The sequence below is a fragment of the Actinoplanes aureus genome, assembly GCF_015704865.1.
Lineage (GTDB): Bacteria > Actinomycetota > Actinomycetes > Mycobacteriales > Micromonosporaceae > Actinoplanes > Actinoplanes aureus.
In genome coordinates this window covers 271,949-292,323 of record NZ_JADQTO010000010.1, presented here as the reverse complement: position 1 = coordinate 292,323, position 20,375 = coordinate 271,949, and the positions used below count along the sequence as shown (strand labels likewise).

At 72.0% G+C, this 20,375-nt stretch carries 17 protein-coding genes; 7 read left to right on the top strand and 10 right to left on the bottom strand.

Annotation, left to right across the window (positions count from 1 at the left end):
* Window positions 1–105: 105 nt before the first annotated feature.
* Entirely contained in the window at window positions 106–687 is a 582-nt protein-coding gene (locus tag I4J89_RS22825; RefSeq protein ID WP_196416055.1) for a TetR family transcriptional regulator, read from the bottom strand.
* Window positions 688–743: 56 nt separating this feature from the next.
* Between I4J89_RS22825 and I4J89_RS22820 the strand changes: the two genes are divergently transcribed.
* On the top strand, window positions 744–2,099 hold the full coding sequence (locus I4J89_RS22820; RefSeq protein ID WP_196416054.1) for an MFS transporter: 1,356 nt from the start codon (window positions 744–746) through the stop codon (window positions 2,097–2,099).
* Here I4J89_RS22820 and I4J89_RS22815 read toward each other — a convergent pair.
* From I4J89_RS22815 to I4J89_RS22805, 3 genes are read right to left on the bottom strand one after another with little or no spacing between them, the layout of a single operon-like run.
* Entirely contained in the window at window positions 2,065–3,864 is a 1,800-nt protein-coding gene (locus tag I4J89_RS22815; protein ID WP_196416053.1) for a glycoside hydrolase family 15 protein, read from the bottom strand. The genes I4J89_RS22820 and I4J89_RS22815 overlap by 35 nt on opposite strands.
* Before the next feature lie 28 nt (window positions 3,865–3,892).
* Entirely contained in the window at window positions 3,893–4,480 is a 588-nt protein-coding gene (locus tag I4J89_RS22810) for a TetR/AcrR family transcriptional regulator (protein WP_196416052.1), read from the bottom strand.
* 9 nt (window positions 4,481–4,489) lie between these two features.
* Window positions 4,490–5,944: an MFS transporter gene (locus I4J89_RS22805; RefSeq protein ID WP_309238428.1), complete on the bottom strand. Its 1,455-nt coding sequence runs from the start codon at window positions 5,942–5,944 to the stop codon at window positions 4,490–4,492.
* A gap of 110 nt (window positions 5,945–6,054) precedes the next feature.
* Here I4J89_RS22805 and I4J89_RS22800 point away from each other — a divergent pair, with 110 nt between their 5' ends.
* The 4 genes from I4J89_RS22800 to I4J89_RS22785 are packed head-to-tail and all read left to right on the top strand — an operon-like array spanning window position 6,055 to window position 9,591.
* A complete protein-coding gene (locus I4J89_RS22800; protein WP_196416051.1) occupies window positions 6,055–6,957 on the top strand; it encodes an ABC transporter ATP-binding protein in 903 nt (300 codons plus the stop codon).
* A gap of 15 nt (window positions 6,958–6,972) precedes the next feature.
* Window positions 6,973–7,704 carry an ABC transporter permease gene (locus I4J89_RS22795; protein WP_196416050.1) on the top strand — a complete coding sequence of 244 codons (732 nt, stop codon included), beginning with the start codon at window positions 6,973–6,975 and terminating at the stop codon, window positions 7,702–7,704.
* 10 nt (window positions 7,705–7,714) lie between these two features.
* Window positions 7,715–8,950, top strand: a complete 1,236-nt coding sequence (locus tag I4J89_RS22790) for a sensor histidine kinase (protein ID WP_196416049.1) — start codon at window positions 7,715–7,717, stop codon at window positions 8,948–8,950.
* A complete protein-coding gene (locus I4J89_RS22785) occupies window positions 8,947–9,591 on the top strand; it encodes a response regulator (RefSeq protein ID WP_196416048.1) in 645 nt (214 codons plus the stop codon). Before I4J89_RS22790 ends, I4J89_RS22785 begins: the two co-directional genes overlap by 4 nt.
* A 78-nt stretch (window positions 9,592–9,669) precedes the next feature.
* Here I4J89_RS22785 and I4J89_RS22780 read toward each other — a convergent pair whose 3' ends face one another.
* The gene (locus tag I4J89_RS22780; protein ID WP_196416047.1) at window positions 9,670–12,561 is read right to left on the bottom strand and encodes a glycoside hydrolase; all 2,892 of its coding nucleotides are present in this window, start codon (window positions 12,559–12,561) and stop codon (window positions 9,670–9,672) included.
* A 229-nt stretch (window positions 12,562–12,790) separates the two neighbouring features.
* Between I4J89_RS22780 and I4J89_RS22775 the strand changes: the two genes are divergently transcribed.
* On the top strand, window positions 12,791–13,291 hold the full coding sequence (locus tag I4J89_RS22775) for a QsdR family transcriptional regulator (protein WP_196416046.1): 501 nt from the start codon (window positions 12,791–12,793) through the stop codon (window positions 13,289–13,291).
* Window positions 13,292–13,320: 29 nt separating this feature from the next.
* Here the strand turns inward: I4J89_RS22775 and I4J89_RS22770 are convergent, their stop codons facing one another.
* The 4 genes from I4J89_RS22770 to I4J89_RS22755 form a co-directional block, all read right to left on the bottom strand.
* On the bottom strand, window positions 13,321–14,217 hold the full coding sequence (locus I4J89_RS22770; protein ID WP_196416045.1) for an alpha/beta hydrolase family protein: 897 nt from the start codon (window positions 14,215–14,217) through the stop codon (window positions 13,321–13,323).
* Between the two features lie 192 nt (window positions 14,218–14,409).
* A complete protein-coding gene (locus I4J89_RS22765; protein WP_196416103.1) occupies window positions 14,410–14,790 on the bottom strand; it encodes a hypothetical protein in 381 nt (126 codons plus the stop codon).
* A 124-nt stretch (window positions 14,791–14,914) separates the two neighbouring features.
* The gene (locus tag I4J89_RS22760) at window positions 14,915–15,694 is read right to left on the bottom strand and encodes a hypothetical protein (RefSeq protein ID WP_196416044.1); all 780 of its coding nucleotides are present in this window, start codon (window positions 15,692–15,694) and stop codon (window positions 14,915–14,917) included.
* Window positions 15,691–16,254 carry an RNA polymerase sigma factor gene (locus I4J89_RS22755; protein ID WP_196416043.1) on the bottom strand — a complete coding sequence of 188 codons (564 nt, stop codon included), beginning with the start codon at window positions 16,252–16,254 and terminating at the stop codon, window positions 15,691–15,693. Before I4J89_RS22755 ends, I4J89_RS22760 begins: the two co-directional genes overlap by 4 nt.
* A 138-nt stretch (window positions 16,255–16,392) precedes the next feature.
* Between I4J89_RS22755 and I4J89_RS22750 the strand changes: the two genes are divergently transcribed.
* A complete protein-coding gene (locus I4J89_RS22750) occupies window positions 16,393–16,926 on the top strand; it encodes a DUF6817 domain-containing protein (RefSeq protein WP_309238427.1) in 534 nt (177 codons plus the stop codon).
* On the opposite strand, the gene I4J89_RS51565 is transcribed toward I4J89_RS22750, so the two are convergent.
* On the bottom strand, window positions 16,927–20,277 hold the full coding sequence (locus I4J89_RS51565; RefSeq protein ID WP_196416042.1) for a CHAT domain-containing protein: 3,351 nt from the start codon (window positions 20,275–20,277) through the stop codon (window positions 16,927–16,929).
* Window positions 20,278–20,375 lie beyond the last annotated feature (98 nt).

The following is a 20,375-nucleotide window of genomic DNA, read 5'->3' as shown; positions in this document are numbered from 1 at the left end:
CGGCCGGTCGCCGCCGGAGTGGGTCGGCGCCGCCTTCGGTTCATGATCGCCGGAAGCCTACGGGTGTGCACGTGACGGTCGCCCCCGCGGCGGGACCGATCCCGATCACCGGTACGGCGCCAGCACCCGGTCGATGCGCTCGGCGAGCCACGGCCCGAGGTCGCCGCTGCCGTCGATGGCCCAGGTCAGCTGGGCTCCGGCGTAGACCGCGTAGACCGTGTCGGCCAGTTCGGCCGGATCCTCCACCTTGATGTCGCCGGCGGCCGCCGCCTCCTCGATGAGGGTGACCAACTGGGCGCGCAGGGCCCGGCTCTGGGCGGCCGAGTGGGTGTGCAACTCCTCGTCGGTGAGATCCAGCTGGAGGAAGGCCAGGTTGTTGGCCAGGCCCTCCCGGGTGCTGATCGGCGCGGTGAAGGCGATCAGCCCGTCGCGCAGCGCCTCGAGCGGGCCGGCGGCGCGGGTGCGGGCGGCGTCGAAGACGTCGGCGACCGAGCCGGCCTCTCGTGTGGCGAAGGCCACCAGCAGGCCCCGCTTGGAGCCGAATCGCTGGGTGAGAGCGGGGGCGGTCAGCCCGGCGCGGCGGGCCACCGCGGCGAGTGTCAGCCCTGCTGGACCGGCCTCGGTGACGGTGTCGGCCACCGCCCGGAAGACCGTGTCGTCGCTGACCGTGCGTGGGCGTCCCGTCATGCCGCCATCCTAGAGTCGCCTTTACTTTATGAACATTCACAAAGTAACGTTCGGGCATGACCGAGGTACGAGTCCGCCCGGTGTCCCGGGCCGTGTTGCTCCTGCTCTGCGCCGCACAGGCGATGCTGATCATCGACGTGGTCGTGGTGAACGTGGCCATCCCCGCGATCCGCGCCGAGCTGGGCATCCCCGACGAGCGGCTGGTTCTCACCGCGATCGCGTACACCCTCACCTTCGGCAGCCTGCTCGTCGTCTTCGGCCGCGCCGGCGACCTGCTGGGCCGGCGCCGCCTCTTCCTGTACGGCCTGGCGCTGTTCACCGTCGCCTCGCTGGCCACCGGCTGCGCGCAGTCGGAGTGGCAGCTGCTCGCCGCCCGCGCCGTCCAGGGCGCCGGCGCCGCCATGGTCGCGCCGACCGCCCTGGCCCTGCTCACCACGACGTTCGCCGAAGGCGCCGGCCGCAACCGGGCGCTCGGATACTGGGCCGCCGTCGGGTCGGCCGGCGCGATCGGCGGCCAGCTGCTCGGCGGGCTGATCACCGGCACCCTCGGCTGGCGATGGATCTTCCTGATCAACGTGCCGGTCGGCGTGGCGGCGATCGTCGCCGGGCACCGCTTCCTCACCGAGAGCCGGGTGCCGCGCAAAGCGCCGCTCGATCTGCGCGGTGCCGTCCTGCTCGCCACCGGCCTGGCCACCGCGATCCTCGCGCTGGCCGGGTTCGCACCGGCCGCGCTCGCGGCGGCGTCCGTGGTGCTGCTGACCGTGTTCGTCCTCGGCGAGCGGCGGCACCCGGACCCGATCCTCGATGGCCGGCTGCTGCGCACCGCCGCCGTGGCGCGGGCCAACATCCTGCTCGCGGTGAACGCGGGGACGCTGGCGGCCACGCTGTTCTTCACCACCATGTACCTGCAGGAGGTTCTGGACTACCCCGCGGTCCAGGTCGGCCTGGCGTTCGCACCGGTCACCCTGGTGGTTCTGGTGGTCTCGCCGCGCGCCGGTGCCCTGGTCGGCCGGTACGGCGTACGCGCCCTGCTGACCGCCGGCTTCCTGCTGCTAGCGGCCGGGATGCTGCTGCTCTCCCGGATGCCGGCCGACGGCAGCTACCTGCGTGACGCGCTGGCCCCGTTGCTGCTGCTCGCCCTCGGCAGCGGCCTGTCCTACGCGCCCACCTTCGTCGCCGGGACGACCGGGGTGGCCGACGACCGCCAGGGTGTGGCTTCCGGCCTGCTGAACTCCGCGCAGGAGCTCGGCACCGCCGCCGGGCTCGCCGTCCTCGGCCCGCTCGCGGCGGCGGCCGGTGCCGGAGCCGCCGGTTACCGAATCGGGCTGCTCACCGCCGGGGGAGCGATGCTGGCCTGCCTCCCGCTGATCCGCGGGCTCACCGCAACCCCTCCCGGACCCGGGCCTCGGTAGGGGCGAGTGCGCTGGTCAGCGTACGCGCGGTGTCGATCAGCGGGACGTGGCTGAACGCCTGCGGGAAGTTGCCGACCAGCCGGCCGGCCGCGGTGTCGTACTCCTCGGAGAGCAGGCCCACGTCGTTGCGCAGCGCGAGCAGCCGGGCGAAGGTCTCCCGGGCCTCGTCGTGCCGGCCCATCAGCGCATAGTTGTCGGCCAGCCAGAACGTGCAGGCCAGGAACGCGCCCTCGCCGGGCGGCAGCCCGTCCACATCGGTGTCCGGGTGCTGGGTGTAGCGCTGGACGAAGCCATCCACGAGCAGGTGCTCCTCGATCGCGGCGACGGTGCCGATCACCCGCTCGTCGTCGGCCGGCAGGAACCCGACCAGCGGGACCATGAGCAGTGCCGCGTCCAGCTCCTCGGAGCCGTAGAACTGGGTGAAGGTCTTCCGGTCCGGGTCGTAGCCGTTCTCCAGGATGTCGGCGCGGATGTCGTCGCGCAGCCGGGTCCACCGGTCGATCGGCCCGTCCAGGTCGAACTCGTCGACGGCCTTGACCGCCCGGTCGGCCGCCACCCAGGCCATCAGCTTGGAGTGCACGAACTGCTTCGGTCCACCTCGGACCTCCCAGATGCCCTCGTCCGGGTCACGCCAGTGCTCCTCGACGAACTCCATCAGCTGCACCTGCAAGCCCCAGGACGGATCGTCCGCCTTCAACCCGGCGCGCCGGCCCTGGTGCAGGGCGTCCATCACCTCGCCGTAGACGTCGAGCTGGAACTGCTCGGCGGCGGCGTTGCCGATCCGCACCGGGTTGCCGTCGTAGCCGGTCAGCCAGGTGGCCACGTACTCGTCCAGGCGGCGTTCGCCGGCCACCCCGTACATGATCTGGAGTTCCGCGGGGTTGCCGGCGATCGCCCGCAGCAGCCACTTGCGCCAGGCTCGCGCCTCGCTCTGGAAACCCGAGTAGAGCAGCGACTGCAGGGTGATCGTCGCGTCGCGCAGCCAGCAGAACCGGTAGTCCCAGTTGCGGACGCCGCCGAGCTTCTCCGGCAGGCTGGTGGTCGCGGCGGCCACGATGCCGCCGGTCGGGGCGTAGGTCAGGGCCTTCAAAGTCAACAGTGAGCGTACGACCGCGTCGCGCCACTCACCCTCGTAGGTGCACTCGGACACCCAGCCACGCCAGTAGCCCTCGGTGACGCCGAGCTGGTGCACCGGGTTCGCGCTCTCCGGCGGCGTCAGATGCGACGGCCGCCAGGTCAGCGTGAACGGCACCTGATCGCCGGCCCGTACGGTGAACTCCGCCCTGGTCGCCAGGTTCTCGCCGCGCGTCTGGACCGGGGTGCGCAGCCAGGCCGCGTCCGGTCCGGCCACCGCGACCAGGTCGCCCTGCTCCCGGTAGACCCACGGCACCACGTGCCCGTAGTCGAATCGCAGCCGCAGCACCATGCTCATCTCGACCTCGCCGCGGACACCCTCGACGATGCGCACGACCGACGGCGACTCGGTCCGCGGCGGCATGAAGTCGATCAGCCGGACCACGCCGTCCTCGGTCTCGAACTCGGTCTCCAGCACCAGCGTCTCGTCCCGGTACCAGCGGCGTGCGGTGTAGTCGCCGGCCGGGCACAGGGTCCAGTGCCCGTTCTCCTCGTCGCCGAGCAGCGCGGCGAAGATCGCCCCGGAGTCGAACCGTGGCACGCACAGCCAGTCGATTGATCCGTTCCGGCCGACCAGCGCAGACGTCTGCGTGTCGGCGATGATCGCGTAATCCTCGATCGGCAGCGCCATGGCCTCGCATTACCCAGGCCCCGAAGGGTCATTCCTCCCAGGGCAGCTCTTGCCACAGGCCGGGCTGCCGGGTCAGCTGGATCAGGCGCCGTTCGAGCTGCCGGATCTCCGGCCCGGTCGAGGACTCACCCCACAGCGGTGCGCTGCTCACCCCGTCGGCGGTGGCGGTCACCAGGGTCATCACGTCGGGCGGCAGGCCGTCGGCGTGCAGTTCGGCGTTGAGCTGCCGGGTGTCGGCGTCGACCAGCTCGGCCACCGCCGGGATGGTCATCAGCTGGGTGATCAGGGCCATCGACTTGCGAGCCACGACCTCGTCCTCGGTGGGGGCGAGCAGGGCCCGCACGTACGCCCGGGTGAGCCGGCCGGGCTCGGTGTCCGCCGGGTCGAGCCGGTTCTCCACCTGGGCCCGGAATGACGCCAGCAGGTCCCTGGCGAGTTCCAGGATCAGCTCGTCCTTGCTGGCGAAGTGATAGATCAGGCCGCCCTTGGAGACACCGGCGTGCCGTGCGATCTCGTCGAGGGTGGCGTTGACCCCGCGCGTACGGATGGCCTCACCCGCCGCGTCGAGGAGCGCCCGCCGGGTGTCCTGCGGTGAGCGGCCGGCTGTTCGTCCCATTCGCAGAGGCTATCGAGACGGAATCAGTCGCCACGCCACCACGCCCGCCACGAGCGTGCAGCCGGCTGCGACCAGCGACGTGGTCTGCATGGCGGACACGAACGCCTCCTTGGCGATCCCGGTGAGCGCCGGGTCGAGGACCTGCAACGCCATACCGAGTGAATCCGTCGCCTCGGCGGGCGCGGATGCGGGCAGCACGAGGTTCGAGCGGTAGAGCGCGGTGATCATCGAGCCGAGCACGGCGATGCCGAGGACGACGCCGAGTTCGTTGGCGGTCTCGGTGACCGCCGAAACCGACCCCGCTTTGCGAGGCGGCGCGGCGGAGATGATCGCGTCACCGGCCAGGGTCATGGCCAGGCCGACACCGAGCCCGACCGGTACGAGGCAGAGCGCGAGCCACCCGTACCAGGACTGGCCCGCCGCAGGCGCCACCAGAGCGAGACCCGCCGCGGCGAGCGCGAGCGAGACGGCGATCGCGCGCCCCCGGCCCAGCCGCCGGATCGCCACACCGACCAGGCCGACCACCACGATCGAGGCGAGCGTCGCCGGGAGCTCGGCCAGGCCGGCCTCCAGCGGGCTGAAGCCGCGGGCGAACTGAAGGTACTGAGAGAAGAAGAAGAGCAGGCCGACCAGGGCGAAGATGGCGATCACGTTGGCCGCGACGGCACCGGAGAAAGCCGGGCTGCGGAACAGGTCGACGTCGAGCATCGGGTTGGCCAGGCGGCGCTGGCGGCGGACGAAGAGCACCCCGGCGACGGCACCGACCAGGAACAGCGGGCTGATGCCGCCGGTCGCCAGGTGGGTGATCGAGTAGACGATCGGGACGACGGCGAGCATGGACAGAGCGGCGGAGGCGAGGTCAAAGCGGCCGGGGCTCGGGTCGCGGGACTCGGGCAGCAGGACGATGCCGGAGATGACGACGGCCAGCATGACCGGCACGTTGATCAGGAAGACCGAGCCCCACCAGAAGTGCTCCAGCAGGAATCCGCCGACCATCGGGCCGGCCGCGGATCCGGCGCCGAACGCGGCCGACCAGACGGCGACGGCCCGGGTGCGCTCGGCGTCGTCCGGGAAGATGTTGCGGATCAGCGAGAGCGTCGAGGGCATCAGGGTGGCGCCCGCGACGCCGAGCAGCAGGCGTGCCGCGATCAGCTGCTCGGCGCTTGTGGCGAATGCCGCGAGCAGCGACACCAGGCCGAACAGCACCGAGCCGGTGAGCAGGACGCGCTTGCGGCCGAGCCGGTCGGCGAGGTTGCCCATCAGGGCGAGCAGGCCGGCCAGCGCGAGCGAGTAGATGTCGCCGATCCAGATGATCTGCTCGGCGGTCGGCGACAGGGCCTCGGTCAGCGACGGCACCGCGAGCGCCAGGACGGTCCCGTCGATCGACAGCAGCAGCACGGCCGCGGAGAGCACGCCGAGCGCGGCCCAGCGACGGCGGCCGGTCTGAGGCAGGGTTGTGGTCACTTCGATACTGTACCGACTGGTCGGTACAGTTTTGAACCCACCGATCGGTTGGTTCGGGCCCGTCTTCTGGTGACTGCAGGCCGCGCTCGCGCGGCGAAACGATGAATCGCATGTCAGCCGTCATTGAGGTCCGCAACCTGCACAAGCGTTACGGAGACACCGTCGCGGTCGACGACGTCTCGCTCAGCATCGAACCCGGAGAGATCTTCGGCATCCTCGGCCCGAACGGCGCCGGCAAGACCACGACCGTGGAGTGCGTGGCCGGTATCCGCGTACCGGACCGGGGCGAGATCGAGGTCCTCGGACACGACCCGCTCCGGGACCGGGCCGAGGTGACCCGGGCGCTCGGCGTTCAGCTGCAGACCGGTCAACTGCCCGACCAGCTACGGGTCGCCGAGGCGCTGGAGCTCTACAGCTCGTTCTATCCCGACCCGGCCGACTGGCGCGAGTTGATGGAATCCCTCGGCCTGACCCCGAAAGCGAAGGCACGCTATTCGAAGCTCTCCGGCGGGCAGAAGCAGCGCCTCTCGATCGCCCTCGCGCTGGTGGGCAACCCGCGGATCGCGATCCTCGACGAACTCACCACCGGACTGGACCCGCAGGCGCGGCGTGACACCTGGGAACTGATCGAGGGCGTACGCGCCCGCGGCGTCACGATCGTGCTGGTCACCCACTTCATGGAGGAGGCCGAGCGGCTCTGCGACCGGATCGCCCTGATCGACGCCGGCCGGGTCGTCACGGTCGACACCCCGGCCGGTCTGACCGAGCGGGCCGGCATCGACCAGCGCCTCCGGTTCCGGCCGTCTCGCCCCTTCGACGACGCGCTCCTGACGGTGCTGTCCGACGTCAAACGCGTCGAGCACCGCGGCGGCTTCGTCGTCGTCGACGGCACCGCGAACGTGGTCGCCGCGGTCACCGCGGTCCTGGCCCGCAACGACATCACGGCCGAACTGCTGCGCGTCGAGCAGGCGAGCCTCGAGGACGCGTACGTCTCCCTCCTCCGCAAGCAGTAGAGAGGAACACCCACCATGTCCAGCCTCGTCATCGTCGAGACCAGACTGTCGATACGCGAGAAGGTCGGCCCGATCTGGGGCGTCGCCTTCCCCCTGATCCTGCTGATCATCCTCGGCAACGTCCCCTTCATGCGGGAGACCGTGGAGTCCGCCGGCGGGCTGACCGTCTTCGAGATCTACGTGCCCATCATCATCATGTTCAACGTGGCGATGCTGGCCCTGATCGCGCTGCCGAACACACTCGCCGGCTATCGGGAGAACGGCGTGCTGAGACGCCTGCAGACCACGCCGGCCGGGCCGGCCCGGGTGCTCGCCGCCCAGCTCGTCGCGAACCTGGCCATCGCGGTCGTCGCGGTCGTGCTCTTCCTCGCCGTCGCCTGGACCGTGTTCGGGGCACGGCTGCCGGACAACGTCGCCGGCTTCACTGCCGCCTGGCTGCTCGTGACGGCCGCGCTGCTCTCGATCGGCCTGCTGATCACCGCGCTCGCACCCGGGCGCGGGCTCGCCACGTCGATCGGCACGGTGCTGTACTTCCCGATGATGTTCCTCGCCGGGCTCTGGGTGCCGATCTCCGAGATGCCTCCGGTGCTGCGCGAGATCAGCCACGCCTCTCCGCTCGGCGCGGGGGCGCGGGCGTTCCAGGACGCGTACGAGGGCGGCTTCCCGGGCTGGCAGCCGGTGCTGATCCTGCTGGCGTACGCGGTGGTCTGCTCAGCTGCGTCGATCCGCTGGTTCCGCTGGGAATAGGGTGCGATCCATGAGCAGCGAAACCCCGCGGCCGCCGTGGCAGCTCGTGACCGCGGTGCCGTACGGTTTGCTGGCCGCCCTGACCGCCTACACGGTGATCACGAAGAGCGGCACCGAACTGGCAGTCAACCTCGGCCTGTGCGCGACAACCGCGGCCTGGATGCTGGGGATGTTCACCCTGCGCCCCGAGTCGTGGGACCGGCTCCTGCCGATGGCGGTGTTCTTCGTCGGGCTGGCGTGGCTGACCCTGGTCCTGGTGCTGCGGGACCCGATGTTCGGGTTGTTCACCACGGTCGCCTACATCCACGCGTTCGCGATCCTGCCCTGGCCGTGGCGGCTGCCGGCGATCACCGTCATGGCGGTCGTGGCCGCGACCGCGCAGGCGTCGAGCTTCGACAAGGACGCCGCCGGCCTCGCAATCTACGCGGCCATCGTGGTGTTCAACATCGTCGTCATGACCGGCATGGCCTGGGTGCTCCACCTCGACGAGCGCCAGCGGATCGAGCTCGGCACCGCCCTGGCCGATCTGAGCCGGGCCAACCATCAGCTGGAAGCCGCCGCCGCCGAGAACGCCGGATTGCAGAACCGGCTGCTCGCCCAGGCGAAGGAGACCGGGGTCCTGGAGGAGCGCCGGCGGATGGCCCGCGAGATCCACGACACCGTGGCACAGGGACTCACCGGGATCATCGCCCAGTTGCAGGCCGCCGAGCAGGCCCGGGAGATCCCCGATCCGTGGCGGCGGCACTTCGAGGCCGCGAAGGGGCTGGCCCGGCAGAGCCTGGTCGAGGCGCGGCGCTCGGTCGACGCGCTGCGGCCCGAGTCGCTGGAGACCGCGCACCTCGGCGACGCGCTTACCGAGGTCGCCGATCGCTGGTCGGCGATACAGGGACTGCCGGTACGGGTCACGACCACCGGAACCCCACGGCCGATGCCGCCGGAGGCCGAGTTCGCGCTGCTCCGGACGGCACAGGAGGCGCTGGCCAACATCGCCCGGCACGCGGAGGCGACCAGGGTCGGAGTGACCCTGTCCTACCTGGAGGACGAGGTGGCGCTGGACGTACTGGACGACGGCCGCGGCTTCGACTCCGCCGATCTTTCGCCGGACGGCCCCGGCGGGTTCGGCCTTACCATCATGCGGCAGCGGGTCGAAGCGCTCTCCGGGACGCTGCGGATCGAGTCCGAACCGGGCGCCGGGACCGGGATCTCGGCGTGCGTCCCCCTCCAGCCGACGAGGAGCGACCGATGACCGATCAGCCGATCCGGCTGCTCATCGCCGATGACCATCCGATCGTCCGGGACGGGCTGAGCAGCATGTACGCCTCCGCACCCGGGTTCGAGGTGCTGGGCGTGGCCGCCGACGGCGCCGAGGTGGTCCGGATGGCGCAGGCGCTGCATCCCGACCTGATCCTGATGGACCTCCGCATGCCGGGCATGGACGGGCTGACCGCCATCAAAGAGCTGGCCCGGCTCGGCGTCGGCGCCCGGGTGCTGGTGCTGACCACGTACGACAACGACAGCCACGTGCTGCCGGCGATCGAGGCGGGCGCCACCGGCTACCTGCTCAAGGACGCCCTCCGGGAGGAGCTGCTGCGCGGCGCCCGGGCCGCGGCGAAGGGCGAGACCGTGCTCTCCCCGGCGGTGGCGGCCCGGCTGGTCAACCGGGTCCGCACACCCGCGCCGCAGCTGCTCAGCCAGCGCGAACTCGAGGTCCTCGAACTGGTCGCGGCCGGGAACACCAACCGCGAGGTGGCGGCGCGGCTGTTCATCACCGAGGCCACGGTCAAGAGCCACCTGCTCAACGTCTACGCCAAGCTGGGTGTCGCGGACCGCGCCGCCGCCGTCGCCGAGGCGTTCAACCGCCACCTGCTGATTCCCCGGCCGGACTAGTCCGTTCCGGACGATGGCCGCCGCCCCGGGCGGCGCGCGGCTCACCGCGCGACTGCCGCAACGGCCGCTCCTGAACCGTCACCTACCAGACCTTGACCGCGCGGGCTCCTTGGCCAGGACCTCGATCTCCGCGACGGTCAGGTAGCCGTTCGGCACCGCGGTCAACACCACGCAGACCGTGTCGGTGCGGCTGCCGACCGCCGCGGAGACGGCGAGTGGGCTCGCCGTGCCCACCGGCACCTCGGTGCCGCCGGCGCAGGTGCCGTCGGCTGCCGGAAGACCCACCCGCAGGCTCTGCGGGAGGCCGCCACCAGCCGCGTTGTCCCGGTAGAAGTGGGTCACCACCCGGGTCACGTCACGCACGCCGGACAGCCGGACGGTGATCGTGTCGGACGGGTTGCGGTCGTTCGGCTTCCAGTTCGACCAGGCCTTGTCGGTGGTGTCGCCGTTGGCCAGGCCGGCCGCCGAGTAGCCACTCTCGGTGAAGGACGCGGTGACCGACGAGATCTCGGCGCCACCCTCGACCGCCTCGGTGACCCGCACCCGGACCGTCGCCGGAACGGTCGTGCCGCCCACCACGGTCGCGGTGCCGGTCAGCGTCACCACGCCGACCGCGTCGAACGCGCCGGGCGGTGCGGCATCCCAGGTCACCGGCAGTTCGGCGCGGCCGCCGTGCCGGCCCAGCCCGGTCACCGTGGCCGGCAGCACCGGTTCGCCGCCGGCATAGGTCGTCGCGTGCGCCGGCCTGGTCCTGGTGAAGACGTCCACGACGACGCGCGCTTCGGCAGCGACCGGCCGACCGAGGACGTCGGTCGCGGTGCCACGGACAGTCACGGTTCCAGGCTTCTTCCACCGCCGTTCCGGCGGCAGCCGCCAGGTGACCGGCAAGGTCGCCCGGCCACCGCCGGCCAGGATGGCGGTCACGGTTTCCGGCAATTCAGGAACGAGACCCGGGATGGTGTACGCCGAAACGACCTCACTCCGCAGCACGGTCTCGTCGCGTACCGCCCAGCGCTGATTGGACCCGGACGTCGGCTGGTAGAGGCCCACCCGGCTACCGTCGGCGGTGGCCTGGCCAGGCACGTCGACCAGCCGCCGCGCCGCCACGTTGATCAGCGTGTAGGTGCCGTCACCGGTGGTCGAGAGCACCCACTGCGCGCCCTCGTCCAGCCCTGCCGCGGCGTCCTCGACGACCACCGCACCGCCCCGGACCGCGAGCCGCTGACCGGTGCCGGCGTTGCTGATCGCGTACCGCTCACGGTTGCTCAGCCCGTCACCCAGCGCGCGGAACGTCCACAGCTGGTCGGCCGCGGCCGGGTCGGTGGTCCGGATGGCGGCGCCGCCGCCGGCCGGCGCGAGCGACCGGCCACTCTGCACCCCTTCGATCCGGTACGCGTGACCGTTCCGCACGTGTCCCGCGGCTGTCCCGGACACCCCGTCGATCAGGAGGGTGGTGACCGACTGGGCCGGCACGGTGATCGCCGCCCGCCCGTCGCGCACCCGGACCGCGGCCTTCTCGACCAGCTTGCCCGCCGCGCTTGTCACGACCGGGGTGACCGTGGCGTTCCGGGAGATCCGGCCGAACTTCGACAGGTCCAGCGTGACGACCCGATCAGATGCGGTCTGGTTGGCGTGCACCGCGGTCGCGCCCCTGCCATCGGCCCGGATCGCGGCGGTGGTGGCGGTGTCGCTGACCTTCACCATCCGATCGCCCGGCCGGATGTAGTGGGTGAAGTTCCGGATAGTGTCGAACTTGGTGTTGGTCCGGATCGGGCAGGTCGTCAGATCATCGCTCTCGTCGCAATCGAACGGAACGTGAATCGAGCCCCACTGCAGGTTGCCCTCGGCCACCATGTTGTCGGCATCCTCGATCGGCTGCCACAGCGCCCAGGCCGACGGCTCCAGCTCGCGGATGTCGTCGATGATCCGCTGGGCCATGCCGAGGCCCGAGTCCATGCTCGTGTAGTCGTTGCCCCAGCTTCCCTCGACCTCGCTCATCCACAGCGGGCGCTGCTCGGCCTTGGCCACGTCCCGTGCCGCGGTGCGCTGGCCGGTGCCGTACGTGTGCACGTTGAGCTGGGCGACCGCGTCCTGGGCGGCCTGCGGGTAGCCGTACCAGTCGGTGACGAAGGTGCCCGGGTTGGTCTCGTCCGGCGCCGACACCTGGGCGTCGGTGGAGGCGGTCGCGAGGCGGTTCTTCAGCGCGGTCACCACCTGGGCCTGCAACGCCGGTCCGGCGTGCGCGCCCTCCTGCCGGCCGCCGGTGGGCTGCCCGTCCGCGCCGAGCGTGGTACGCCAGTAGTCGGTGTTCGGCTCGTTCAGCGGGTCGATCGTGTCGAAGTCGATCCCGTGCGCTTCCTCCAGGTGCTCGGTGACCCGGACCAGGTACTCGGCAAACTGGTCGACCCGGTCGGCGCGGATCTGGTCGGTGTTCGGGTCGAAGCCGCCGCTGACGTACCCGCTGACCGTCTGGAAGTACGGCGGGGAGTTGCTGAACGCCTCCCAGCGGGTGATCCGGTCCTTGATCCGGTCGACCCACCAGCGCTGGGCCGGGTCGGCGTCGAAGTTCCAGTGCGCCGGGTCCTCCGGGTTCCACCACTGTTTGTCCTGCGGCCGGTACGCCTGCGGGGCGTTCCAGAAGCCGGGCACGGCGCCGCCCGGGCGCAGATAGTCGCGCACCGTCGGAGCGTTGCCGCCGCCGATGTTGAAGCGCGCGATGTTCAGGTTCAGGCCGTCCGGGCCGAAGACCAGGTCGACGAGGCGTTCCCGGATCTCGTCCGGGTAGTCGCCGGTGGCCTCGGCCATCCAGACCAGGCTGGTGCCCCAGCCCTGGAACTCGGGCTGCTGATAGGACGGGTCGATGGTGACGGTGACCCCGGCGGCGGCGGCGGTGGTTTCCGGGGGAGCGGCCGTGGCCGGTGTTGCCGTGAGCGCCGCCAGGAGCAGCGTCGTGGCGAGTCGGACGATCATGGACGGCCCCTCATCGACGAGTTGTTTACGTAAACATGGACATGCGTCCTCATCGATGTCAAGGCCCCGGTTGATCCGGCGGCGACGTCTGGCCGTACCAGAAATCGGGCAGGAATGGGGAGCTCGCCGCCGGGTAGTTGTTTTCCGGGCGCGACGCGGCGAATGGGGGTGTGCCTTGCCTGAGAGCCGGCGTGTAATCGCACCGGATGTGTTGCTGCGCGGTGCCGTGATGCATTACCTGCATCATTCCGGATTGGACATGGAGGCGCTGGCCGGTGAATTGTCCATCAGTCGTGCCACGCTTTATCGGGCGGTCGGCAGCCGCGACGCGCTGCTCGGCGAGGTCTTCTGGGCACTCGCGCGGCTGCTCCTGGACGAGGCTCGCGGAGAGGCCACCACCACCGGCCCGGACCGGGTCATCGAGGTTTCCCGGGTGTTCGTGGAGCTGATGTTCTCGGCTCAGCAGCTGCGGCAGTTCGTGGCGGCCGAGCCGCAGGCCGCGGCGCGACTGCTGGTCACTCCGGCCACTGATCTCCAGCACCGGGGCGTGGAGGCGCAGCTGGAGATCTTCCGCGAGTCGGGCCTCACCGGGGACGAGGACGATCTGCGCCGGCGCGCGTACCTTTATGTCCGGCTGCTCGGATCGGTCATGTACAGCGAGTTGCTCGGCGTGGCGGACGTCGAGTTCGACCTGGCCGAACCCGCGCTGCGGGCGCTGCTGCCGGGATGACGGCGGCGCCGCCATCCCGGTCAGTCACCTCAGACGGCGAAGTTGGCGCAGGTGTTGCGGTACTCCTGGACGGCGAGCCCGGTGCCCGGCCCGGGGCAGACGAACTGCTGGTAGCGGGTGTCGTTGTCGACGAAGAGCTTCAGCCAGGCGATGCTGAACTTGGCAATCGTGGTGTTCGAGCTGTTCGGCGCGAAGTGGCTGGCGTTGTTCAGCTCGAGGTACGCCTTGCCCGGCGCGGCCGGCAGGCTGTCGTAGAACGGTTCGGAGTGGCTCCGGACCGACGCGATCGAGTCGTTCTCCGCGCCGACGATGAGCGTCGGCACGGTGTTGCGGCTCCACGACTTGGTCAGGTTCCACGGGGTCAGCGGGATCGCTGCCTGTAGTGACGGGCGGCTGGCGGCGGCCTCCAGGGTGCCGCCTCCGCCCATCGAGTGACCCACCACCGCGACGCGGGTGGCGTCGATGCGGGTCCGCACGCTGCTGCGACCGGTCAGGTAGTCGGCGGCGGCGAGCAGTTGCCGCCCGCGGCTGGCCGGCTGGTCCGACGTGGTCAGCGTGTCGATGTTGAAGACCACGAAGCCCTGCGAGGCGATCCGCGGGGCGATCCAGGCCATGCTCGACTTGGAAGCGGTGTAGCCGGGCGCGATGACCACCGCGCCGAACGTGCCGCTGCTGGTGTCGGTGGGGTAGTAGATGTCGCCACCACCGAAGCCGGACACGGTGGCTCGGGAGACGCTGGACTGCGCGGTGGCGAACGGTCCTCGAACCGCTTCGATGCTGCTGTTGCTGGGGGCCGGGCCCTTCGGGAAGGCGGTGGTTGCGGCGTTCGCGGACGGGATGAGGGTGATGCCGGCGGCGGTCAGGGCGGCTGCGGCGAGCGCGCTCACCACGGCCGGACCGCGCCGGATTCGGGTCCTGGAGGACAATGCTGCTCCCTTGTCGAACGGATTACGGCGGGGAATCGCCCCCCGCTCGCCAAGGGATCTTTGAACTTTCGTGATGCGATTTTCAACGGGTCGGGCGCGCTTTGAGACGGCGGTCCGGACACCAGGGCCGATAATTCTTTTTCTACGCGAAGTCCCATTCAATAAAATTGGAGCGCTCCCACGGCGGGCCTGTCAATTAGGCGTGAAGAGGCCCTGGACGCCCACCACGATCGCGATCACACCGAAGATCGCCAGCAGCAGGGCCCGTCCGGACGGCTCGTCCCGCGTGGCTCCGTCGAGCGGCTTGCGACCGGTGATCCGGTCCCAGAGCAGCGCGAGCCCGACACCGATGCCGACCACCTCGAAGTGGAACAGGTGCGGTCCGGAGGTCAGGTGCACGATCAGGTAGTAACCACCGGCGACCAGCGCCACCACGCCGATCAGCCAGGCCCAGCGGGCGATCCGGTCGGCGAACCGGCCGATGTTGTCGCCGACCGACGGCAGCCGGCGCAGCAGCGGTATCGCCAGCAGCAGACCGCCGAAGATGTTGGCGAGGTCGAGCAGCAGAGCCATCACGGGCTGGGTCCTTCCATCACGAACGTCGATCGGGAGCGTAGCCTTTCCGAACCTTCAGCCCGCCAAACACCGGTGGGCGCGGCCGGAGCCGCGCCCACCACCCCCGAGGTGTGTCGTCTGCTCAGCGCGGCCGCCACGGCTTGGCCGCCGGAATGATGGTGCCGTCGCGCAAGGTGAGGTCGACCGTGAAGATCTCCCGGAGGTGCGTCTTGTCGGCCCATTCGAAGGCCGGGCACGGCCACCAGACCACGTAGCGGCCGTTGCGCACCGTCGCCTGGACGGCGAGGTCACCGGTCCGGATGGTCACGCCGGTGACGTCGGGGCCGACCGCGCCGTCGGTGATGGAGGCCTCCTTGAAGTCGGCGATGGCGCCCTCCATGTACTGGCCGGCCGGCGCGATCTGGGACGGCCCGGAACTGCCGCCGACGCCCCATTTCACATCGTCCACGTCGTCGTCGCCGGGAACGTTGTGCGCCAGGCAGGAACCGGACACGTCCGGGTCGTCGGTGCGGTAGAGCATGGCGACGTACTCGCCGCGCCGTTCGGCGAGCACCAGCTTCGCCCGCTCGATGTCCAGGGAACCGTCCTTCAGGCCGTCCCGGCACTCCGGTCCGACCAGGTCGATCTCGGCGTCGGTCAGGGCGGTCGGCACCGGCGTCCAGGAGGCGTACGCCCGGCCGGCGCCGAGGTTGCCGGGCAGGATGATCGCCGCTCCGGCCGCGGCGGCGACGGCGGCCACCGCGGCGACGAGCAGGCGGCGCCTGGGACGGCGGGCCGGTGCGGGCCGGTCGAACGAGGTGGCCACGATCCGGTCCAAGGTGGCGGCCGCGCGTTCGTGGTCCTCGGCGGTCAGCGGGCCGGCGGCGTCCAGCGTGCGCAGGGTTGCGTCAAGATCGCTCACGACGGGTTCTCCATGGTGTCGAAGCCAAGGGCGGCCAGCGAGCCGGCCGGGCTCGTCTCGGCCTGGTGGAGGTGACCGCGCAGGGCGCGACGGGCACGCAACAGCCGCAGCCGGTACGACGCGGCGGTGATCCCCAGCACGCGGCCGGCCTGCGGTGAGGTGAGATTGTCGAAAACGGTCAGCGCCAGCGCCTCCTGCTCACCGGCGGTCAGCCGTTTCCAGGCGGCGGCCAGGTCCAGCCGCTGGGCGGCGGCCTCGTCCTCGGCCGCACCGGTCTCGGCGGGCGGTGCGGCCTCGGCGATCCGGACCGCCAGGGTGTCCTGCCGTCCGAGGCCCCGGTTGGTGTTGAGCAGACAGTTCCGCGCGATGCCGAAGAGCCAGGCACGCGCGTCGCCGGCCCGCGGCGGTGCCTCCTCCAGGCGGCGCCAGGCCACCAGGAAGGCATCGGCCACCACGTCCTCGGCATGGCTGGGATGGACCCGGCGCCGGGCGAAACGAAGCACGTCGGCGTGGTTGTCGGCGTAGAGCGCCCGGAAGCGCCCTTCTCGGTCTGGCTTCATCGTCCGCACACCCGGTACCTGTCCGGCACGACGGTCACTGTTTCACGTCCGCCGCCCGCACGTTTCGGCACGGGCTGTGACGAACAGCGCACCCTGCGGGGCGGCGAGCCGTCCAAGGTGGCCAATAGGTTGCTGGATATGAGCACTGACGTGCGTGATTGGTTACAGCAACGTGGAGCCGACACGGTCCGGCACCCGGGCGGCACCCTTTACGCCCACCTGTGCCGGGTCGAGGAACGGCTCGGCAAGCTCGGGCACAGCGACCACGTGTGCACCGCCGGGCTGACCCATGCCGCCTACAGCACCGACGGGTTCGATCTCGCGCTCGTCTTCTGGCAGGACCGGGGCGCGTTGCGCGACCTGGTCGGCGCCGAGGCGGAGGAGCTGGTCTACCTGTACGGGTCGTGCGACCGGGACCGCACCTGGGAGCGGCTGGCCGAGACGAAACAGGTCGCCGACCGCTTCACCGGCGAGACCCGGGAGCTGACCACCGAGGAGCTGACGCCCTTCGTCGACCTGAGCATCGTCAACGAGCTCGACGTCTTCGAGCAGGCGCCGGCCGTGCTGGAGAAGAACCGGGTGTACTTCCAGGAGCTGTTCACGGCGTGGCGCCCGCTCGCGTCCGCGCCGGTCGCCGAGGAGGTCGACCGGCTGTTCGCGGTGAGCGGCTGATCACGGTCCGATCAGGACGAACGGTGCCCAGTGCCGCTCGGCGTCGCCCCCGAGCGGCAGCTCGTGCTCCGGTGTCCCGCCCATCGCGGTGTACTCGGCCCGCAGCTGGTCGGCGCTCGCCCGGGCGACGCAGCGCTGAGCCTCCGCCAGCGCGTGTGCCGGCGGGACGCCCTCGGTCACCCCGCGCAGGAAGCGGGCGATCACCACGGGTGCCACGATGTCGTCGACCGGCCACAGCGGCAGGACCACCCGGCGTACCCCGGCGCGGATGAGATCCCGGGTCACCGCGGCCACGTCGTCGCCGAGGGTCATCGTGGTACGCCCGAAGGCGCAGCGCGAGAGCACCACCAGATCGGCGTCGGCCGGCAGGCCGCCCTCGGGCAGCGGCGCGGCGAGCAGGAGCACGTCGTGCCCGCGCAGCCGGTCGCCGGTGGTGTCGAGCACCTCGCCGGACGGGCAGCCGAGGATCGCGGCCGCGGTCCGGGCCTCGACACCGGCGCCGGGAAGCGGGCCGGCCACGACCAGCGGCCGGGCCGGGCGGAGCGACTCGTCCAGGGTGGTGTCCTCGGCGGTGAGCAGTGCCGTGTTCGGCGCGTACGAGACCACCCGCTCCAGGCCGAGCGGCCGGCCGGCGAACGGCAGCGCGTGCACCGGCACGACACGCAGCGGGCCGGACGGAACGACCACGACGCGCCGGTGGTCGCGCAGCACGCTCGCCGCGTCGTGCAGCAGCAGTGCGGCGAGCTCGGTCGCCTCCGTCGCCTGCCCGTGCCCGGAGGCGCAGCGGGCGTGGCAGCCGCGGGCCAGCGCGGCCAGGTGCCCGGCCGCCACGTGCCGGTGGTGGACGTGGACGTCGTCGCTGGTCACCACCCAGCTCATCAGCTCGGCTCCGGCCGTCAGGTAGGCCAGGACCACGGTGTCGCGGGCGAGGCGGCTCTGCATCCGGCGTACGTCGAAGGGTGCCGGTGGGGCCGCGCGGCGCAGCAGGGCGCCGGGGTGGCTTCGTTCCACCTCGAACTCGGCGCGGGTCAGCGCCGCGTCGGCGGCGTCCGCCGCGGCCACCAGCGGCGCGGTGTCGCGGATGGCGGGTGTGTCGATCGCGGCGTGCAGGCGGTGAGCGTGCTCGGTCCACTCGGCGGTGGACCGGCGCCACTGCTGCCACGGTTCGGTGTCGTCCGGGCCGGCCGGCCGCGCGGGGACGGTGAGCGCGTACGCGCGTCCGGCCGTCTCGAAACAGTGCCGGCGCAGGTCGGCGGCGTCGGCCCGGTGGTGTTCGGTACGCGCCAGCGCGGCCTGCGCCTTCGCGGCGAGCAGGTACAGCGCCGCCACGCCGGGCTGGTCGCAGACGGCGGCCCGGTCCGCGTCCCGTGGCAGGGTGGCGGCCAGCTCCTCGACGAAGGCGGCGCCGGTCCGGGCGTGCGCCAGTCCGGCTTTCACGTCGTCGTGCGCGAGGGCGATCTCCGCGGCGGTCAGCGCGTCGTGCCAGCCGCGGCCGGCCCGCTGGGCGCCGCCGGAGCGGGCGAAGGCCAGGGCCGCCGGCGCGAGGTCCCCGGCCCGTACGGCGAGCGGCGCGAGCACCTCGCCGGGTAGCGCGCGATCGCGATCAAGTTCGGTCAGGGCGGTCCGCGCCTCGGCGTACCGTCCGCCGGCCACCAGCACCAGCGGCCGCAGATCCGGTGCGGCGCCGGGCCGTTCGGCGGCCTCCAGGGCCACCCGGTACCACTGCTCGGCCCGCTCCGGCAGCCCTCGATCGGACGCGTGACCGCACCGGGCCAGCGGCACCAGCACGTCGATGACGGCGATCGCCTCGATCGCGGCTCGCGGGCCGCCCGGTCCGCCGAGACGGGGCAGCATCTCCCGCAACAGGTCGCGCAGGCGCAGCAGGCCACGAGCGGCGCGCTCCGCCTCGGCCGATCCGATCCGGCCGCGGTGCGCGTCGACCATGGCGAGGATCGTCTCGAGCTGCTGGGCGCAGGCGACCTCCGGTGGCCCGGCCGCCGGGCCGGGGCAGTGCAGGAGCCGTTCCAGCCGGGTGAGTGCCGGCGCGGCGAGGCCGTGGCGGGACTCGACGGCCGCCAGCGCGGTCACCACGGGCCGGGTGGGCAGCGCCGGATCGGCGCCGAGCAGTGGTAGCGCGGCCAGGTAGCCGAGCCTGGCGCGGGCCACGCTGCCGCGGGCCTGCCAGTGCTCGGCGGCGCGTTGCAGCACCCGGCCCAGCCCGGTGCACCACGCCCGGCTGCCGACCGAGGCGGACCAGGCCAGCACGCCGGCGACCGGGCCGTGCTCGGGCGGCTGCCCGGCCTGGCTCAGCGTCGCCACGTGATCGGCGAACAGTCCCTCGTCGAGGTCGGCGATCAGCAGGTGGACGGCGGCGAGCTGCACGCCTGCGGTGTCGCCGGCGGTGGTCCAGGCGTCGCGGGCGGCGAGCAGGTGCCGGCGGCGGCGCGGCCGGTCACCGGCGAACCAGGCCAGGGTCGCCTGCCGCAGCTCCAGGGCGGCGTGCAGGCGGGGCAACGGCAGCCCGGCGGCCCAGCTGGCCGCGGCGGTGTAGCACTCGGCGGCGCGGTACGGGTCACGCCGGGCCAGGGCGGGGCTGGGGCCGGGCTGCGGAGCCAGGTCGAAGCCGAGGCTCTCCGGGTGCGAGCCGGGGGTGGCCGACCAGTCGCCCTCCACCAGGTAGGTCACGCCGACCAGGCCGGGCAGGTTGAGCAGGGTGACCGCGGTACGGGCCTGGATCAGCAGGTGCCGTGCCTCGGCGTCGAGGCCGATCCGGTGCATCAGGTCGGCGCCGGCGATGTCGCACCAGTGGCCGAGCGCCACCGCGCCGAGCCGGTTCGCCAGGCGGGCCAGGTTCTCCAGGGCCCGCACGCCCTGCACCGCCATCTGCCTGGCGGCGGTCTCATTGCCGGAGCGCAGCAGGGTCTCGGTGACGGCGCGGACGGTCGCCAGGCTCGGTGGGCCGTCGGCGACCAGGTGCTCGATCAGCTCGGTCTCCGGGATGCCGGGCGCCGGCGTGACGAAGGCTCCCGCCGGGTCCATGGTGGTCTCCGCGCCGATGCCGCCGGGGTACCAGTTCCCGTCGAGCTGGAGGGCCCACGCGCGCAGGGCGGACAGATGCCGGTCCGGGCCGCCGGCGACCTTCTCCAGCTCGTCGAGCAGGCGCAAGGCGTGTTTGGCCTCGCCGGCGGAGAGGGCGCCGTAGCAGGCGTCGGTGAGGTGCAGCATCCGGTGCCGCGGGTCGTCGGCGGCGGCGCGCAGCGCGGCGGCGCGCGCCGGACCGGGACGGCCGTGCAGATCCTCGGTGTTCAGCGAGCCGAGGGTCATCCAGCCGGGGCGCAGCGGAACGGTCACGACGGCCTCCCGGAGACCACGAGCCGGGTCCCGGCGACTTGCGGCGGCGGCCGGACGGTGGAGCGCGGGATGCGACGGCCGGGCTCAGAAACGCCGGT

Excerpts from the sequence above, each read along its gene's own strand:
- I4J89_RS22825 (WP_196416055.1), bottom strand. The coding sequence starts at position 687 with ATGACGGGACGCCCACGCACGGTCAGCGACGACACGGTCTTCCGGGCG.
- I4J89_RS22820 (WP_196416054.1), top strand. The coding sequence starts at position 744 with ATGACCGAGGTACGAGTCCGCCCGGTGTCCCGGGCCGTGTTGCTCCTG.
- I4J89_RS22815 (WP_196416053.1), bottom strand. The coding sequence starts at position 3,864 with ATGGCGCTGCCGATCGAGGATTACGCGATCATCGCCGACACGCAGACG.
- I4J89_RS22810 (WP_196416052.1), bottom strand. The coding sequence starts at position 4,480 with ATGGGACGAACAGCCGGCCGCTCACCGCAGGACACCCGGCGGGCGCTC.
- I4J89_RS22800 (WP_196416051.1), top strand. The coding sequence starts at position 6,055 with ATGTCAGCCGTCATTGAGGTCCGCAACCTGCACAAGCGTTACGGAGAC.
- I4J89_RS22795 (WP_196416050.1), top strand. The coding sequence starts at position 6,973 with ATGTCCAGCCTCGTCATCGTCGAGACCAGACTGTCGATACGCGAGAAG.
- I4J89_RS22790 (WP_196416049.1), top strand. The coding sequence starts at position 7,715 with ATGAGCAGCGAAACCCCGCGGCCGCCGTGGCAGCTCGTGACCGCGGTG.
- I4J89_RS22785 (WP_196416048.1), top strand. The coding sequence starts at position 8,947 with ATGACCGATCAGCCGATCCGGCTGCTCATCGCCGATGACCATCCGATC.
- I4J89_RS22780 (WP_196416047.1), bottom strand. The coding sequence starts at position 12,561 with ATGATCGTCCGACTCGCCACGACGCTGCTCCTGGCGGCGCTCACGGCA.
- I4J89_RS22775 (WP_196416046.1), top strand. The coding sequence starts at position 12,791 with ATGCATTACCTGCATCATTCCGGATTGGACATGGAGGCGCTGGCCGGT.
- I4J89_RS22765 (WP_196416103.1), bottom strand. The coding sequence starts at position 14,790 with ATGGCTCTGCTGCTCGACCTCGCCAACATCTTCGGCGGTCTGCTGCTG.
- I4J89_RS22755 (WP_196416043.1), bottom strand. The coding sequence starts at position 16,254 with ATGAAGCCAGACCGAGAAGGGCGCTTCCGGGCGCTCTACGCCGACAAC.
- I4J89_RS22750 (WP_309238427.1), top strand. The coding sequence starts at position 16,393 with ATGAGCACTGACGTGCGTGATTGGTTACAGCAACGTGGAGCCGACACG.